The organism is Lactococcus sp. KTH0-1S, assembly GCF_052544945.1.
Genome location: NZ_CP195165.1, coordinates 1174352 through 1192305, shown reverse-complemented (window position 1 = coordinate 1192305; position 17954 = coordinate 1174352). Strand labels below are relative to the sequence as shown.

The following is a 17954-nucleotide window of genomic DNA, read 5'->3' as shown; positions in this document are numbered from 1 at the left end:
CTATAAATCTGTAACGCAACCTTCACTAGCGGGGCGTGTAAGTTTGGCAAATTTTGCAAGGACACCACGCGTTGCTTTAGGAGCTGGTTTTTGATAATTAGCACGTCGTTTAGCAATTTCTTCATCAGAAACTTTTAAACTAATACTATTATTCACCGCATCAATTTCGATAATATCATCATCTTCAACTAAACCAATCAACCCACCTTCAACTGCTTCAGGGACGATATGCCCCACAACAAAGCCGTGTGTACCACCAGAAAATCTTCCGTCAGTAATGAGGGCACAAGATTTTCCAAGTCCTGCTCCAATTAATGCTGAAGTTGGTTTTAACATCTCTGGCATTCCCGGACCTCCGACTGGGCCAATATTTCTAATGACCGCAACATCACCGGCATGCAATCGGCCAGACTCAATGCCATCGATAAAGTGTTGTTCTCCATCAAAAACACGAGCAGTTCCTTTGAAAAATTCGCCTTCTTTACCAGAAATTTTTGCAACAGAACCCCCTTGGGCAAGATTGCCGTACAAAATTTGTAAATGTCCAGTTATTTTAATTGGATTTCTGAGTGGTCGCATAATATCTTGACTGTCAAAGTCCAAATCTAATGCTGTTTCAACATTTTCAGCCAAAGTTTTACCTGTGACGGTCAAACAATCACCGTGAAGTTTTCCTTCTTTAAGCAGGTATTTCAAAACAGCAGGAAGGCCACCAATCTTGTGCAAATCTTCCATCATATATTTTCCGCTCGGTTTGAAATCGCCAAGAACAGGGGTAATATCTGAAATTCGTTGGAAATCATCTTGCGTAATTTCTACGCCTATGGCATTTGCCATTGCAATGATATGAAGCACAGCATTGGTTGAGCCTCCAAGGACCATGACCATTGTTATGGCGTTTTCAAAAGCTTTTTTGGTCATGATATCACTTGGTTTAATATCTTTTTCTAATAAATTTTTGATGGCTGAACCAATTTCATCACACTCTTCTTGTTTTTCTTGACTGACTGCTGGATTGGAAGAGGAATAAGGTAAACTCATTCCCAAAGTTTCAATAGCGGCAGCCAGGGTATTGGCAGTGTACATTCCTCCGCAAGCACCTTGTCCTGGAATGGCATTACAAATGACGCCATGATAATCTTCATCAGAAATATTTCCAGTGATTTTTTGTCCCAGAGCTTCAAAGGCCGAAACAATATTTAATTTTTCACCTTTATATTCGCCATGTTCAATCGTTCCACCATAGACCATAATTGACGGACGATTTAAGCGAGCCATTCCGATAATTGACCCTGGCATATTTTTATCACAACCAGGAATGGCAACGATGGCATCATAATATTCAGCACCAGCATTGGTTTCGATGCTGTCAGCAATCACTTCACGACTGACCAAAGAATATCTCATGCCAAGCTTTCCGTTGGCAATTCCATCAGAAACTCCAATTGTATGAAATTGAAGTCCAATCAATCCGTCAGTTTGGTTGACAGAACTTTTGATTTTACTCCCAAGGTTTCCTAAGTGCATATTACATGGATTTCCGTCCCAATCCATGCTGACGATTCCGACCTGAGCTTTTTTGAAATCCTCATCTTTAAAACCAATGCCGTAGTACATCGCTTGAGTTGCTGGCTGCGTTGGATCTTGCGTCAATGTCTTAGAATATTTATTGAGTTCCACTGATTCAACTTTTCCGTTATATTTGAATTCCATATGTTATCTTTTTGACCTCCCCGTAAATTTACATAGAGCTATTTTATCACTAAAAAAATGAAAATACAATAATTTGTCAGAATATTCTATATAGTATATAAAATACTTTTGCTTTCCTTTATCAGTTAGCAGGAATTACAAAATATTTCTGCTCAAAACGGTGAACTTCTACTTTTTCTTGATAAAAATCTGTAAGTATCTTTTCATTTAATAAGTTTTCTTTTTTCCCTGATTGAATCACTTTTCCTTCTCTTAAAAGTAAAAGGTGAGTAAAAATATCAGTAATTTCATCGGGATGATGAGAAATATAAATGAGTGTTGGTGCGGTTTTTAATTGATTAATCTGCTGCAGTTGCTTTAATAATTTTTCTTTAGCAAATAAATCTAAGCCGTTCGTTGCTTCGTCCAAAATTAAAAGCTCAGGCTTTAAAATTAAGCTCCTAGCAATAAGAAGAACTTGCTTTTCTCCTTGAGAAAGGCTGGCATAATTTCGGCCAATAAGTGATTTTGCGCCCATTTGTCTTAAAAGCTGACGTGCCTCATCAAGTTCCTGATCTGTGTAGGGTTTATAGAGCATGCTCGAATTAAATTTCCCAGTATAAACAAGGTTTTCAGCCTTAATATTTGGTTGAAATCTTTCAGCAATAAATGAGCCAACTACGCTGATTCTTTTTCTCAACTTTGGAATTTCTCCACTTCCAAATTGAGTATTTAAAACAGTGATTTCGCCAGAAGTTTTCCATTCTTCTGCTAAAATCAATTTCAAAAGACTTGATTTTCCAGAGCCGTTGAGGCCCAGAATAACCCAATTTTCGCCGGGATTTACTTTCCAAGTAATATCTTTAAGAATTTCTTTTTTATTTCGAGTAAGATTTACATTCTTCAAATTAATAATTGTCATTTTAGGCTCGCTCTTATTGATTTTTTTGTTCGTAAGCTGAGATTGCTTCTTCATATTGCAAAGTTATTCCAATATCATCTAATCCATTAATTAATTTGTCTTTCCAAATGGGGTCAATCTCAAAATGAAAGTCACCAAGGCTTGTGATGATTAGCTGATCGGGTAAATCAATTGTAATTTCTTCTTGACTTGACAGTTTTGTCAGTTGATTTAGAACTTCTCTTGGTTGTTTAATTGGTAACAAGCCATTTTTTAAAGCATTATTATAAAAAATATCTGAGTAAGAGCCAGCAATAATTGCTCGAAATCCGTAATCTGATAGCGCCCACGCTGCATGTTCTCTTGAAGAACCAGAACCAAAATTATCTCCTGAAATTAACAGAGAAGCTTTTTTGTATTTTGGAGCATTCAAAATAAAATCAGGATTCTCATCGTAATCTTTAAGATAACGCCATTCATAAAATAAATTTTTTCCAAAGCCCTTTTTGTCGATTGCTTTCAAAAATTGTTTAGGAATAATTTGGTCTGTGTCAATATTGTCGTTCATGACTGGAACACTTGTCCCTTTGTAAATCGTGAATTTTTCCATCTTTTTATCTTTCTACAGACTAATCTGTTACGAGCGTTCTAACATCTACAAATTTACCGGCGATTGCGGCGGCAGCAGCCATAGCTGGAGAGCACAGATGCGTTCTTGCATTATGTCCTTGACGTCCTTCAAAATTTCGATTAGAGGTTGAAGCACAATGAACGTATTCTGGAATTTGGTCAGGATTCATTCCAAGACAGGCTGAGCAACCCGGCTCCCGCCATTCAAAACCAGCTTCTTTAAAAATTTTATCAAGCCCTTGTGCTTCAGCCGCTTCTTTCACAGGTCTGCTTCCGGGGACGACTATTCCTGTCAGTCCATCAGCAATATGTCTGTCTCCAATAATTTTTGCAGCTTCTTCTAAATCACCAAGTCTAGCATTCGTACAAGAGCCAATGAAAATATAGCCTAAATCTATGTCAGAAGCAGTTTGGCCTGGCTTTAAATCCATGTACTGATAAGCACGTTCATAATTCAAATCATTATTAATTTCTGGAAACTTTTCGCCAAATTCTAAGCCCATTCCGGGATTTGTTCCCCATGTCACCATTGGTTTCAACTGGCTGACATCAAGACTTAAAATCTTATCGTATTGTGCATCAGAATCACTGACAAGTTTTTCCCATTTACTGACAGCTTCCTCAAAGTTTTCAGGTGCATGTTCACGCCCTTTGACATAGTCATAAGTTTTTTCATCAGGATTCATCAGGCCAATTTTTGCCCCAAATTCAATTGACATGTTACAGATTGTCATCCGTTCTTCCATGCTTAAATCACTGATAGCATCCCCACTATATTCAACCGCATAACCTACACCTGCATCCACACCATACTTAGCAATTAATGCGAGGATAAAGTCTTTGCTATAAATTCCTTTTTGTGGATGACCTTGAAATTCAATTTTCATACGCTTGGGTTTAACTTGCCAAATGGTTTGAGTTGCAAGAACATGTTCAACTTCACTTGTACCAATTCCAAATGCAATTGCACCAAATGCTCCATTTGTTGCGGTATGACTATCGCCACAAACAATTGTTTTCCCCGGTTGAGTTCTGCCAGATTCAGGTGCTACCATGTGAACAATTCCTTGTCCTTTTCCACCATGAGTCTCCGCTGGAACATCAAATTCTTTGACATTTTTAGTAAAAGTATCAATTTGTTTTTTAGAAATCAAATCTTGAATATTAAAAATATCTTGTGTTGGAACATTGTGGTCAAGAGTTCCGTATGTCAAATCTTTTCTCCGAACACGACGTCCTGCTTCACGTAAGCCCTGAAATGCTTGCGGACTCGTAACCTCATGAATAACATGAAGGTCAATATAAAGCAGTTGAGGTTCTCCCTCATTTCCAGCAATCACATGCTGATCCCAAAGTTTATCAAATATTGTTTTACTTGACATTTTTTTATTTCCTTTTTTAAAAATTTATTCTGACAAATTCTGTCAGTAATTTTGTACTTTCTGTCAGTAATATTTACTGACAGATCTCTCAAATTTGTTAACGGTTCTTTTGTCTGCAACTAAAATATTCATTGCTCAATCGCATTTTACTGACAGAATTGTCAGTTACGCTGATAGTTCTTTTATTTACAACTAAAATGCTCATTCTTCAATCGCAATTCTGACAGAACTGTCAGCTATGCTGACGGTTCTTTTATCTACAACTAAAATGCTCATTCTTCAATCGCAATTCTGACAGAACTGTCAGCTATGCTGACGGTTCTTTTATCTACAACTAAAATGCTCACTATTCAATCGCATTTTACTGACAATTTTTCAGGATTGCTTCTGTCATTTCTTCAGTTGTCGCGGTTCCACCTAAATCTTTAGTCAAAATTCCGTCAGTAAAAGTTTGAGTTACGGCTTTTTCAATCATCGCAGCCCCCTCTTCTTGCCCAAAAGATTCTCTTAGCATCAGGGCAACTGACAAAATCATCGAAACAGGGTTCGCAATTCCTTTTCCTGCGATATCTGGTGCCGAACCGTGAATTGGCTCATAAAGTGACAAACCGTTAAAGCCGTGTGAACTCGATGGCATCACTCCCAAAGTTCCAGCCAAACTACTCGCTTCGTCAGAGAGAATATCACCAAATAGATTTTCAGTGACTATTACATCAAATTGTTGCGGATTAGTAATCAGTAACATCGCGCAAGAATCGACCAATTGGTGCTCTAATCGTACATCAGGATATTCGTCAGCAATTTCATCAGCCATTTTTCGCCATAATTTAGAAGTTGCAAGGACATTTTGTTTATCAACCGAAGTCAGTAATTTTCTGGGCCGACTTTGAGCACTTTTGAAAGCAAAATGAAGAATTCTTCTTATTTCATCAGCAGAATAATCATTGACATCTCGTGCTTTATCATCTGCCAATTCATGCTGACCGAAATAGATTCCCCCTGTCAGTTCGCGAATCACTAGGAAATCAACATTTTCAACATTTCGGATGGGAGAAAGTTTTTTTAAAGCCGGATAAATTTTTAATGGACGAACATTAGCGTAAAGTCCTAATTCTTTCCGTAAAGCAAGTAACCCTTGTTCTGGTCTAACTTTTGCATCGTTGTATTTAGGATGACCAATTGCAGCGAGCAAGATTGCGTCCGCATTTTTAACTGCTTGCAAAGTTTCTTCTGGTAAAGGATGACCATGCTTATCAATTGCAATTCCTCCAAAATCTTTGGCTTCTAATTCATACTCAAAATCAATTTTTTTACTGACAGCTTTTAAAACACTTAAACCAGCTGACATAATTTCTGGCCCAATTCCGTCTCCCGCAAGTGTCACAATTTTTTTAGACAATATTTTTCACCTTAAATTCCATCATGAGCTGAAATTTGTTCAACCTTTCCTTGTAAATTTTCTTTTTGAACTAAAACATTAGCGTTCATGTAAGCAATGGCGCTTCCTTTCAATACATCATAATCAACACCTTTAGCATTAAATATAGTGCCCGTAGATAGATTTTCAACAGAAACCAAAGTCGTTGCTTGTGCATCAATTCCATCAGTTACAGCATCAACTGAATAGGAAATTAATTTTAGTTGATGATTAAAGACTTTATCAATAGCTTTAAAAATTGCATCCACTGAACCTGCCCCCTCTCCTTGACTAACATAAATTTCCTCTTCTTGATTTTTTAGTTGCACCAGTGCTTTGTGCCCATCAATTTGAACATTATCAAGTATAAATCCAGCCAGATTTTTTACCGTTTCTCCTGTAAACAAGGCATGAATATCTGCGTCAGTAATTTCTTTTTTCTTGTCAGCTAATTTTTTAAATTTTTCAAATAAAATTGCAAGACTTTCGTCGTCATAAGCAATATTAAGTTCCGTCAATTTTTCACTAAAAGCATGACGACCAGAAAGTTTACCTAAAGGCAACGAATTATGCTTTATTCCGACAAGTTCTGGTGTAATAATTTCATAAGTTTCAGCATTTTTAAGGACACCATCTTGATGAATTCCTGATTCATGTGCAAAAGCATTAGCACCAACAATTGCTTTATTTTTTGGAATAGCAATTCCTGAAAATTGCGAAATTAGTTCTGCCGTTGCAGCAGTTTCTGAAAGTTTTAAAGGACTTTGTGCCTGATAAAAATCTTTACGAATATGTAGTGCCACAGCAATTTCTTCAAGAGCAGCATTCCCAGCTCGCTCTCCAATGCCGTTGACAGTTCCTTCAACTCTCCCAGCCCCAGCTTTAATTGCAGCTAATGAATTAGCTACAGCCATCCCTAAATCATCATGACAATGTGGACTAAAAATAATTTCTCTCTCAGACTTAATGTTATCAATCAAAAATTTAAAAATTTTTCCATATTCTTCTGGCGTCGTATAACCGACAGTATCAGGAATATTAATATAAGTTGCTCCTGCATCGACAGCCGTTTGAACAGCCTTCAAAAGAAAATTCAACTCTGTCCTTGTTGCATCCTCTGGAGAAAACTCAACAACCTCGACCCGTTCACGTGCGTATCTCACACATTTATCAATATTTTTCAAAACTTCTTCGGGACTGATTTTAAGTTTATATTTCATGTGAATAGGTGAAGTGGCAATGAAAACATGAATTTGCGGATATTTTGCCCCCTTTACCGCTTCAACCGCTTTATCGATATCTGAGATAACACAACGAGCTAATGCAGTGACAGCCGTATCATTCAAAGAATCAGCAATTTGCTTTACTGCTTCAAAACTATCTGGACTTGCCGCGGGAAAACCAGCCTCTATGACAGTAATCCCCCATTTTTCCAGTTGTTTAGCAATCGTTACTTTTTCTGAAATGGAGAAACTAACGCCTGGTGTCTGTTCGCCATCTCTCAAACTTGTGTCAAAGAATTCAATTTTTCGCATAATATTACCTCTATTTTTTATTAAGAAACAAAAAAGACGCCCGTGAGGACGTCTCTCGGTCCTCGAAATGACTATCGCCAAACAGGACCCACATCTTTTAGCCACAAAAGCTAATGTAGGTCCACCTTGATCAACAACAATGAAAATTGTGTGTATGTCATTTCAAGTTCCTCTTTTTTTGTTAATTTACATTATAATACTCTTAATATTTTAAATTGTCAATAAAATAATAATATTTAATGCATTTATTTCTATTAACAAGAATTTAACAACAAATAGATTACAACTTCTCCCTTTAATATTCAATTAAATCCACAATAATTAAGCTTGTTAGAAAATATACAAGCAATTTTGTTGCTTTTGATAGACAGAAAATGATTAAATTATAATGGATTCTAATGTACTAATAAGATTAAGGAGAAATTATGACTCAAGATTATCGAGTTTTATTATATTACCAATATGTCCCAATTGAAGATGGAGAAACTTTTGCCCAAAAACACCTCGCAGACTGTAGAGAATTAGGTTTAAAAGGACGCATTTTAGTCGCTGACGAAGGAATTAACGGAACTGTTTCTGGTACTATCGAGCAAACAAATGCCTACATGGAACTGATGAAAAATGACCCTCGCTTTAGCTCAACAATTTTCAAAATTGATGAAGCCGAGCAAAATGCTTTTAAGAAAATGCATGTCCGTTATCGCCCTGAATTAGTCAATTTAAGTTTAGAAGATGATGTCAATCCCTTGGAACTTACTGGGGCTTATCTTGATCCAAAAGAGTTTCGTGAGGCCATGCTTGATGAAAATACTGTAGTAATTGATGCACGAAATGATTATGAATTTGACTTAGGACATTTTCGTGGCGCCATTCGTCCAGAAATAAGAAGTTTTAGAGAACTTCCACAGTGGATTCGAGATAACAAAGAACAATTCATGGAAAAACGTGTTTTAACCTACTGTACCGGTGGAATACGTTGTGAAAAATTTTCAGGATGGCTCGTTCGTGAAGGCTTCAAAGACGTTGGTCAACTTCACGGAGGAATTGCCACATACGGAAAAGACCCAGAAGTTCAAGGAGATCTCTGGGACGGACAAATGTATGTTTTTGATAGCCGAATCGCAGTTCCAATCAACCAAAAAGAACATGTCATTGTCGGACGTGATTGGTTTGATGGAAGCCCATGTGAACGTTACATCAATTGCGGAAATCCAGAATGCAACAGACAAATGTTAGCTTCAGAGGAAAACGAAGCAAAATATCTTGGTGCTTGTTCACATGAATGTCGAGTTCATCCAAATAACCGTTACATCAAAGCCCACCAACTATCAAATCAAGAAGTTCAAGAACGTCTTGCGCTACTTGAGAAAGATTTAGCCTCATAAAATAAAAAGTCTATTATTCTTTAATAGACTTTTTATTTTTATCAATTTTCATCCCACTAAAAGTTGCTAGTTCATGAAAACCAGCTTTTTTAATTAAAGTTCTTGCTTTATGAATTGAAAGCCAATCACGCTTTGCTATATGACTATCCGTTCCTAAAGTTATAAATTTTCCACCTAATTTTTTAAAATTAATCAATAAATCACTATAAAATTGTCCAGTTTTCGGATCATCAAACAATCTAGTATTTATTTCTAATGCTTTTTCTTTTGAAGCTAAAGCCCGCAAGATTTCAAATAAAATCTCCCGATTCTCTGCAAACTTTATAGATTTATCCGTGTAAGGTCCATATCTAGCAACATAATCTAAATGACCAAATGAATTATAAGTCTCAAAATTTTGAACAACATCTAAACAAGCTAAAAGATATTCTCTTTGTGCTTCTTCTTTTGTTTTCTGTAGATAAAATTCTGTTCCGTCATAAACTTCAATATCTCCAATTTCATGAACAGAGGCAATCACAAAATCAAAAGGAGCCGAATCAATAAACTGATTAATTTCTGATTTAAAACGTAAATCAATTCCCATTTCCAAGCCAATTTTTATTTTAATTTTATCTTTAAATTCCGCTTGTAATCGATTGATTTCTTGAAAATACTCAGGTAGATTTAGTGAAAAATCCATTCCTGGAAAATAAAAATCTCGATGCTCTGTAAAACAAATTTCTTCTAAACCATGTGCTATAGCTTCTATCACATGATTTCTAGGAAGCTCCTCACTATCAGCCGAAAAATGAGAGTGGAAATGATAATCTAATTTTTTCATTTAATCTGCCGTCCTTGTATGAAATTCCTTCTTATTTCCCTCAAGCTGATGCCGTTCTTTTGCTTTTTGTCGTACTTCTTCAAGAGAAATACCTTGCTGATTCATTAATACAAACAAATGATAGAGTAAATCATCAATTTCTCCTAAAAGTTCTCCTTTATCCGAATTTTTACTAGCAATGATTACTTCGCTTGCTTCTTCACCAATCTTTTTTAATACTTTATCGATGCCCTCTTCAAGCAAATAATTCGTATAAGATTTTTCGACTGGATGTAACTTTCGGTCGATGATTTGCTTCTCCAACTCACTAAAAATATCAGAGTCATCAAAAGGAATAAGTTCATCATAAAAACAAGAGTAAGCACCAGTATGACAAGCATTACTAATTTGTTCAACAAAAATCAGTAAAGTATCTTGGTCACAATCCAAACGCATTCCTTTTATTTTTTGAAAATGCCCTGATTCTTCTCCTTTGTGCCAAAGCTTTTGTCGTGAACGTGACCAAAACCAAGTTTCACCAGTTTCAAGCATTTTCTCAAAAGCCACTTCATTTGTATAGGCAAGCATTAATACTTGATTTGTTTGATAATCTTGAACAATAACAGGAATAAGTTCCTGCTTATGAAAATCTGGTCTCATAATGTCTCCTTCTTAATAATTCTTGCTGGAATATTATTTTTTATAAGTTCGTCTTTAACTTCATCAACTGTTGCTTCGCCATAATGAAATAATGAAGCAACAAGGGCAGCATCGCTTCTTGTTTTTTGAAAAACTTCAACAATGTCCGAAATCTTCCCACAACCGCCACTTGCTACAACAGGAATATTAACAGCAGTACAAACGACATCCAGCATTTCCAAATCGTAGCCTGTCTTTGTTCCATCCTTATCCATTGAGGTTAGTAAAATTTCACCTGCTCCTAATCTTTCACACTTTTTAGCCCAATCAACTAAGTCAAGACCTGCATTTTCACGCCCACCTTTGATATAGACATCATATCCCCTATAGTCTGCTCGTTTTTTAGCATCAATAGCAACAACAACACATTGAACGCCAAATTCGTTAGCCGCTTGACGAATAAGTTCAGGATTTTCAATTGCAGCTGAATTGACGGATACTTTATCAGCTCCTCTAGCAAGAATTCTTCTAAAATCATCAATTGAACGTATTCCTCCACCAACGGTTAATGGAATTGAAAGTTCACGCGCCGCCCGACCAATTAATTCACCAATAATTTCACGTTCTTCAAAAGATGCCGTAATATCAAGAAAAACAATTTCATCTGCACACTGTTCTTCATATATTTTGGCCAATTCCACTGGATCACCTATTTCTCTTAAACCCACAAAATTGATTCCTTTAACAACCTTACCATTTTTAATATCAAGACAAGGGATAATTCTTTTAGTTAGCATTCCTGAACTCCTTTTCAAGATTTATTTTCCCCTCATAGTAAGCTTTCCCAACAATAATCCCATAGAAATCAGAACGAGTTGCACGTTGAATATCAGAACTATCCTTTACACCTCCAGAAATAATCACGTTTAGAGAACATTCCTTTGAAATTTCGTCATAAAGTTTAAAATTTGGACCTGTCAGTGTTCCGTCTTTGGAGATATCAGTAACAATAGTGGTTTTAACCCCGATTCTCTCTAATTTTTTTAAAAATGACAGATAAGGAAGACTCGTTTTTTCTAACCAACCACTTGTTGATACAAACCCCTCTCTAATATCAACCCCAACAACGATTCTGCTTGGGCCATATTTAATTAATAGTTCCTTAAGAAAATCAGGCTTTTCTACTGCTGCGGTTCCTAAAACTACTCGTTCCACACCAATTTGTTCAAGATAAAGTCTAACTGTATCTAAATCTCTAATCCCACCACCAATTTCGATTTTCAATCTTGTTTCATCTTTTATTTTTCGCACAAGCTCTAAATTGCGAGTTTGTCCTACCTTAGCACCATCTAAATCAACCAAATGGAGGTCAGTCGCGCCCATTCTTTCAAATTTTTGAGCAATTTCAAGTGGATTTTTTGAATAGACCGTTTTTTTATCATAATCACCTTTGTAGAGACGCACGGCTTCTCCATTTTGTAAATCAATTGCTGGAATAATCTTCATTAAATTTCCTCCAAGAATGCTTTTAGTATCTTTCTGCCAATTACTCCACTCTTTTCAGGGTGAAATTGACAGCCTATCACATTATTTTTTCCAACAATTGCCGGAATTTTTACTTCGCCATAAGTGGTGTAGGCAATGAGTTCATCATCAGGACAAGTCGCCTGATAAGAATGGACAAAATAGACCTCATCATTATCAGACAAATAATGAGTTGTTGGACTGGTTTTAGCCAGTTTTAATTGATTCCATCCCATATGCGGAATTTTCTCATTAGTTTTGATTGGAATTACCTCTCCCTTTAAAAGTCCAAGACCTTGTTTTTCTTCTATCTCGTATCCTTTTTCAAAAAGTACTTGCATCCCTAAACAAATTCCCAATATTGGTATTCCAGCAGCAGCTCGTTCTTGTATAAGTTCAATCAAATTAAACTTTTTTAGATTATTCATTGCTGTAGGAAAAGCCCCAACTCCTGGAAGAATAAGTGCATCTGCTTTACGAATTTCCTCTAAATCTCTTGAAATCACTGTTTCTTGTCCCAATCGTAAAAATGCGGCCTGTACACTTTGAAGATTTCCGATATTGTAGTCGATGATAACAATCATTTATAGTAATCCTTTCGATGACGGAATTAAATTAGCTTTCGCTTCATCAATACTTACAGCTTGTTTTAGCGCTCTCGCTGTAGATTTAAACATGCCTTCAATAATATGATGCGTATTTTGCCCATAATGTTCGTTCAGATGTAACGTAATCCCAGCATTAAAAGCAAGGGCACGAAAAAATTCTTCGGTCATTTCTGTATCATAGCCACCAAGTTTTTGATTTCCTGATAAATCAGCATGAAATACCAAATAAGGTCGTCCACTAATATCTAAATCACAAGTCACCAAAGCTTCATCCATTGGAATGGTAAAACTTCCATAACGTCGAATACCGAGCTTATTACCTAATGCTTCGCTGATACATTTGCCAAGAGCAATCGCAACATCTTCAATGAGATGGTGCGGGTCCATCCCTACTGTTTCATGATCCCCATGTCCTATGATTTTTAAGTCAAAATCGCTGTGAAAGGTGAGAAGTGTCAGCATGTGGTCGAAAAAACCAATACCTGTACTAATGTCCGCTTGACCTGTGCCGTCAAGATTGATGGAAAGTTCGATTTGTGTTTCTTTGGTCTTACGCGTGATGTGTGATATGCGTGTCATAACAGATTCTCCTTAGTTTTTTTTAATATCAAATGGTGTAATCGTGCGACTGGATACAGCGTTTGGTCTTTCGCTACTTTTTGCTCTAACTTAAGCATGGGTTGATACCAGTTGTCTGTTTCTTTGATTTCTGCGTTTTGTGAAATACCGTAAAAATGGCGAATGCCAAATTTTTCTTGGAGTTTCAGTTTGTAATTTGCCACAAAATCTGTCAGCCAATCATCGTCATAAACTAGGATATCGCCGTGGTTGTGAGAAGCGACAGCTTCATTTTCATAAACATCAAGCGCTGCCTGCGGATTATCACGTCCTGCTGCCATTTCTATCATGCTACCGTACTTGCTGTGCTTGACAATAGAAAGCGTGCCGCCATCTGTCAAAAGTGACAAGAGCAATTCCAACACGACTTTTCGGTCGGGGAGGTATTCTAGAACATTGTGAATGAGAATCACGTCGTAACGCTCATTTTTAACAGTTTCTGCAAAGTCGTCAAAAGTTCCTGTCAACTGACGAAAAGTTTGGTCAGACATCATCTCGAGTTTTTCTACGTCAGGCTCATAGCCCGTGACTTCAAATCCCTGTTCCATCAAAAATGTTTCCGTCCGTCCAAATCCAGAGCCGAAACTCAGAATTTTTGAATCTTTTGTCAAATTTGGTAGGAGCTGTGGAAAAAGTAAGTCATAGAACATCCGACCCCATGGTTTTTCGAAAACTTCTGCGTAATAATTTTCTTGTTTTGTCATGTTTTTCTCCCTACTATTTTTCTTATTCAATATTTTAAAATCCATGTGGCCCCTCACGCCTTGACCAATAAATTTATAAAATCTTTTCTCAAGTATTACTACTCCTCAAATCTCACAGAAATTGAGTTAGCATGAGCCGTCAACCCTTCTGATTTAGCAAATGTCTCAACATCCTCTTTAAAGTCAGCCAAAACTTCTTTAGGATAATAGCTATAAGTCGAATATTTTATGAAATTATAGACACCCAAACCAGAGTAAAATTTGGCTGTTCCTCCAGTTGGTAAAACATGATTGCTTCCTGACATATAGTCGCCTAACGGTTCTGGCGTATACTCTCCAAGAAAAATTGAGCCAGCATTTTTGATTTTTGGAAGCTGGGTTAAAGGTTCACTAGTCAAAACTTCTAAATGTTCTGGAGCCAATTGATTGGAAACATCAAAGGCTTCAACAATATTTTTCACAACAATGGCTCCACCGTAATTACTGATGGAACTTTCAATGATTTCACGACGTTCCAAATTTTGAACTTGTCTATTTAATTCCTCATCTACTCGTTGAACAAGTTTTTCAGAAGTCGTCACTAAAATCGCTGACGCAAGTTTATCATGTTCTGCTTGCGCCATTAAATCAGCAGCAATATACTTTGGATTGGCTTGTTCGTCAGCAATAACTAGAACTTCTGACGGACCGGCTATCATATCAATATCTACCACTCCGTAACAAATTTTCTTAGCCGTAGCTACAAAAATATTTCCGGGTCCCACAATCTTATCAACTTTAGGAATAGATTCTGTCCCATACGCGACGGCAGCAACACCTTGTGCTCCACCCACTTTATAGATTGTTTCTATTCCACAAACTTCAGCAGCTGCTAAAATATTAGGATTTACTTTTCCATCAGCTTTAACTGGAGTAATCATAACAATTTCTTTGACGCCTGCTAAAAGTGCTGGAACAGCATTCATAATGACTGTTGAGGGATATGCAGCCGTTCCTCCAGGAACATAGAGAGCAACGCGTTCCAGAGGACGTGCAATTTGTCCCATGATAACACCATTTTCCTTAAAAATATTCCATGAATTTCCTAGTTGATGTTTATGAAATTTTTCGATTTGTGATTTGGTGCGTCTAAGAATTCTAAAATAATCCTCATCAATTTGTTCTAGTCCTGTTTCACGTTCCATGAGCGTGACGAGTAAATTACTAGTATTCACATCATAACTATCGAACTTTTTAGCATAGTTAAATAAGGCAGTATCTCCATTTTTTTGAATATCTTCTACAATCTGTTGAACTGTTTTATTAACTTCTTTTGATACTTCTGTTTTTCGACCTTGAAATTTTTCAGCAATTTCTTCAAGCTTTCCTTGATAATCAATTTGTTTGAGCATCTTCTATCCTCTCCACCATTTCAATAATTTTATTTTTTTTAAATTTGAAACTAGATTTATTGACAATCATCCGTGTTGAAATGTCACTGATTTTTTCAATGATCTCTAAACCATTTGCAGATAAAGTATTTCCTGTTTCGACAATGTCAACAATTGCATCGGCTAAACCAACAACTGGTCCAAGCTCAACAGAACCTTCCAACTTGATAATTTCAATATCTTCTTGCTTTTGAGCAAAATATTTTTTTGTCACTCTTGGATATTTTGAAGCAATTCGTTTACGTCTTTGAAAATTTTTATTTGAAAAGTCAGGATAGGAAGCAAGAGCAAAAATACACTGCCCAATTTTTAAATCCAATAATTCATAATAATCATCAAAATCATTTTCATCAAGCGTATCTTTACCAACAAAGCCAATATCAACAATTCCATGTTCTAAAAAAGTAATGACATCATTAGCTTTTCCAAAAATGATTTGTAAATCATCTTTCGTTTTAATTTGTAGTTCACGTCCTAGATTTAAAATTGGTTCAACATCATAGTTCGCATTTTCTAAAAGTTTGGTGACTTGTTTTTGGATTCGTCCTTTAGTTATGGCAATTTTAATCATTGTCTTCCTCCAATTCTTGTCTTTCCAGAGCCTTTAGAATGGTGTCCATATGACAACAAAAACCAATGGCAACCGCCTCTTTTTGAAAATTACTTAATAGCTGGTCATATCTTCCTCCTGATAAAACAGGTTGATTAGTTGCTGAACTGTAAGCCTTGAACATCAAATCAGTATAATAATCCATTTTAGGAACCATACCCAAATCAATGATAACTGGTTTGATCACTGAAAGTTTTTCTGAAAACTCTTTGAGCTGATCAAAGGAAGAAATGAGCACTTCATCTTTTGTATTTGTCACTAAATTTTCCAACCTTGATAAATCATTAGTAATAAATATTTCTTTGAAAAGTCCTCTTAATTCATTAGAAAAATTATGTTTTTCGATAAAAGCATTGAGGCCACTCAAATCTTTCTTGAGTAAAAGTTCTGTAAGTAACTCTGTTGAACCATCAGCTAACTGACATAAACGTTGAAAAAATTTTGCTGAGCCTATTTCAAAGACAGTTTCATTCAAACCTAACTGTTCAATCACTTGAAGGGCTAAACTAAGAATTTCTAATTCTGACTTATCGGCTGATTCACCAAAAAGTTCAATACCAATCTGATAATTTTCCGTTGAACGACCTTTATGCCGTTTTTCTTTTCTAAATATTTTTCCAAAATATGAATAACGAGCACTAGTAGAATCCTTGATTTGCGAATAAAGTCTCACTAAAGGAAGTGTAAAATCATAACGGAGTGTAATTGATTGTCCCTCATGATTGATAAACTGAAACATTTTTTCTTGATTAAAAGTTTTTCCATTACTTTCAAGTGCTGTATAGAGTTGTGTATATTCAAAGCTTGGGGGCATGACTTCCTGATAATTCTTCAAGCCAAATAATTTCCTTAAACGACCTTCTATCTGCCGTAGACTTTTAACTTGATTCAAGGTCATTTCTGCCGATTCTTCAGGAAGCAGATAATTTATTTTTTCCATTCGTCAATTTCCTCATTCTTTTTTAAATAGCCTTTTAAAAATTCAATCACTTTGTTCATTTCTTTATTAGTCCCAATAGTTATCCGTAACCAATCATCAATCCGTGGTTGATTCCAATGCCTGACAATAATTTTTGCCTCATAAAGTGCCTTAAAAAGTTCTTCTGCTTTTACTTTTGGATGATGAACAAAAACAAAGTTAGCCTTTGAATCAGTCACTTCAAATCCTAAATTAATCAGATTATCTTTAAAATCTTCTCTTGTCTTAATGATTTTCTGAATATTTTTTTGAAAATAATGTTCATCCATTAAACTTGCTTCTCCAATAATTTGTGCCAAACTATCAATTGGATAGGAATTAAATGAATTTTTCACATCATACAAATGAGAAATTGCTTCAGCAGAGCCATAAGCTACACCCAAACGAATTCCTGCCAAACTCCGTGATTTAGAAAAAGTTTGAACCACTACTAAATTATCGTATTTTTTAAGCAAAGGAAGACATGTTTCACCGCCAAAATCAATATAGGCTTCATCAATCAAGACAATTGAGTTTTGATTTTTTTTCAGAATTTCTTCTATATCTTTAAGATTTAGTGCCAAAGCCGTTGGAGCATTAGGATTTGCAATCACAATTCCGCCATTTTCAATACAATAATCTTTTATTGAAACTTTAAAATCATCATCCACAGGGACTTTTTGAAAGGGAATTCGATAGAGTTCGCAATAAATATGGTAAAAAGAATAAGTAATGTCAGGCATTAATAAAGGACTTTGACTATTAAAAAAAGTCAGAAAACTAAGTGACAAAACTTCGTCAGAGCCATTTCCAATAAAAACCTGTTCAACTTCTAAATGATGATATTCGGCCAATTTTTTTCTTAAACTTTTCGCGTCAGTACTTGGGTAAAGACGCAAATTTTTTGTCTTATAACGTTCATTAAATAATTGAGCTACACCAGTGGGCGGATATGGATTTTCGTTAGTGTTTAATTTGATCATGTCAGTAAGTTCAGGTTGTTCACCTGCAATATAGGGACTTACTGACCGAAGGTTATTTTGCCAACTCATAGATTTCTCCTTTCGAGAATAGAAAGATAATATAAAAAAACGCCTAAAAGCACTTGGCTTAAAGGAC

18 protein-coding genes are annotated in these 17954 nt (G+C 35.9%); 1 reads left to right on the top strand and 17 read right to left on the bottom strand.

Annotated elements, in window-relative coordinates; genetic code table 11:
• The 6 genes from ilvD to ACRYLU_RS05825 all read right to left on the bottom strand — a co-directional run bounded on the left by ilvD (nucleotide 1) and on the right by ACRYLU_RS05825 (nucleotide 7557).
• Nucleotides 1–1713, bottom strand: a complete 1713-nt coding sequence (gene ilvD, locus ACRYLU_RS05850; RefSeq protein WP_058205691.1) for a dihydroxy-acid dehydratase — start codon at nucleotides 1711–1713, stop codon at nucleotides 1–3.
• A gap of 121 nt (nucleotides 1714–1834) precedes the next feature.
• Nucleotides 1835–2614 carry an ABC transporter ATP-binding protein gene (locus ACRYLU_RS05845; RefSeq protein WP_237579825.1) on the bottom strand — a complete coding sequence of 260 codons (780 nt, stop codon included), beginning with the start codon at nucleotides 2612–2614 and terminating at the stop codon, nucleotides 1835–1837.
• Nucleotides 2615–2627: 13 nt separating this feature from the next.
• Nucleotides 2628–3203: a 3-isopropylmalate dehydratase small subunit gene (gene leuD, locus ACRYLU_RS05840; RefSeq protein WP_195362392.1), complete on the bottom strand. Its 576-nt coding sequence runs from the start codon at nucleotides 3201–3203 to the stop codon at nucleotides 2628–2630.
• Between the two features lie 19 nt (nucleotides 3204–3222).
• Nucleotides 3223–4605, bottom strand: a complete 1383-nt coding sequence (gene leuC, locus ACRYLU_RS05835; RefSeq protein WP_195927920.1) for a 3-isopropylmalate dehydratase large subunit — start codon at nucleotides 4603–4605, stop codon at nucleotides 3223–3225.
• A 361-nt stretch (nucleotides 4606–4966) separates the two neighbouring features.
• On the bottom strand, nucleotides 4967–6004 hold the full coding sequence (gene leuB, locus ACRYLU_RS05830; protein WP_200984564.1) for a 3-isopropylmalate dehydrogenase: 1038 nt from the start codon (nucleotides 6002–6004) through the stop codon (nucleotides 4967–4969).
• 11 nt (nucleotides 6005–6015) lie between these two features.
• Complete coding sequence (locus tag ACRYLU_RS05825) at nucleotides 6016–7557, bottom strand: 2-isopropylmalate synthase (protein WP_311865923.1); 1542 nt, start codon at nucleotides 7555–7557, stop codon at nucleotides 6016–6018.
• Between the two features lie 425 nt (nucleotides 7558–7982).
• On the opposite strand from ACRYLU_RS05825, the gene trhO reads away from it, so the two are divergent.
• On the top strand, nucleotides 7983–8942 hold the full coding sequence (gene trhO, locus ACRYLU_RS05820; RefSeq protein WP_098393842.1) for an oxygen-dependent tRNA uridine(34) hydroxylase TrhO: 960 nt from the start codon (nucleotides 7983–7985) through the stop codon (nucleotides 8940–8942).
• Between the two features lie 13 nt (nucleotides 8943–8955).
• Here the strand turns inward: trhO and ACRYLU_RS05815 are convergent, their stop codons facing one another.
• The 11 genes from ACRYLU_RS05815 to hisC all read right to left on the bottom strand — a co-directional run bounded on the left by ACRYLU_RS05815 (nucleotide 8956) and on the right by hisC (nucleotide 17887).
• Complete coding sequence (locus tag ACRYLU_RS05815) at nucleotides 8956–9765, bottom strand: histidinol-phosphatase (RefSeq protein WP_445081360.1); 810 nt, start codon at nucleotides 9763–9765, stop codon at nucleotides 8956–8958.
• Entirely contained in the window at nucleotides 9766–10404 is a 639-nt protein-coding gene (gene hisIE, locus ACRYLU_RS05810) for a bifunctional phosphoribosyl-AMP cyclohydrolase/phosphoribosyl-ATP diphosphatase HisIE (protein WP_195362398.1), read from the bottom strand.
• Nucleotides 10401–11180, bottom strand: a complete 780-nt coding sequence (gene hisF / locus ACRYLU_RS05805; RefSeq protein ID WP_195362399.1) for an imidazole glycerol phosphate synthase subunit HisF — start codon at nucleotides 11178–11180, stop codon at nucleotides 10401–10403. Before hisF ends, hisIE begins: the two co-directional genes overlap by 4 nt.
• Entirely contained in the window at nucleotides 11170–11889 is a 720-nt protein-coding gene (hisA, locus tag ACRYLU_RS05800) for a 1-(5-phosphoribosyl)-5-[(5-phosphoribosylamino)methylideneamino]imidazole-4-carboxamide isomerase (RefSeq protein WP_038600973.1), read from the bottom strand. The genes hisF and hisA overlap by 11 nt, the downstream gene beginning before the upstream one ends.
• Complete coding sequence (gene hisH / locus ACRYLU_RS05795; RefSeq protein ID WP_058205685.1) at nucleotides 11889–12491, bottom strand: imidazole glycerol phosphate synthase subunit HisH; 603 nt, start codon at nucleotides 12489–12491, stop codon at nucleotides 11889–11891. The genes hisA and hisH overlap by 1 nt, the downstream gene beginning before the upstream one ends.
• Nucleotides 12492–13094: an imidazoleglycerol-phosphate dehydratase HisB gene (gene hisB, locus ACRYLU_RS05790; RefSeq protein ID WP_195362400.1), complete on the bottom strand. Its 603-nt coding sequence runs from the start codon at nucleotides 13092–13094 to the stop codon at nucleotides 12492–12494.
• Nucleotides 13091–13837 (bottom strand): class I SAM-dependent methyltransferase, encoded by a 747-nt coding sequence (locus tag ACRYLU_RS05785; protein WP_235589891.1) that lies wholly within the window; start codon nucleotides 13835–13837, stop codon nucleotides 13091–13093. Before ACRYLU_RS05785 ends, hisB begins: the two co-directional genes overlap by 4 nt.
• A 98-nt stretch (nucleotides 13838–13935) precedes the next feature.
• The gene (gene hisD, locus ACRYLU_RS05780; RefSeq protein ID WP_445081359.1) at nucleotides 13936–15228 is read right to left on the bottom strand and encodes a histidinol dehydrogenase; all 1293 of its coding nucleotides are present in this window, start codon (nucleotides 15226–15228) and stop codon (nucleotides 13936–13938) included.
• The gene (gene hisG, locus ACRYLU_RS05775; protein ID WP_038600989.1) at nucleotides 15212–15838 is read right to left on the bottom strand and encodes an ATP phosphoribosyltransferase; all 627 of its coding nucleotides are present in this window, start codon (nucleotides 15836–15838) and stop codon (nucleotides 15212–15214) included. Before hisG ends, hisD begins: the two co-directional genes overlap by 17 nt.
• On the bottom strand, nucleotides 15831–16817 hold the full coding sequence (locus ACRYLU_RS05770; RefSeq protein WP_445081358.1) for an ATP phosphoribosyltransferase regulatory subunit: 987 nt from the start codon (nucleotides 16815–16817) through the stop codon (nucleotides 15831–15833). The genes hisG and ACRYLU_RS05770 overlap by 8 nt, the downstream gene beginning before the upstream one ends.
• Nucleotides 16805–17887, bottom strand: a complete 1083-nt coding sequence (gene hisC, locus ACRYLU_RS05765) for a histidinol-phosphate transaminase (RefSeq protein ID WP_445081357.1) — start codon at nucleotides 17885–17887, stop codon at nucleotides 16805–16807. The genes ACRYLU_RS05770 and hisC overlap by 13 nt, the downstream gene beginning before the upstream one ends.
• Nucleotides 17888–17954 lie beyond the last annotated feature (67 nt).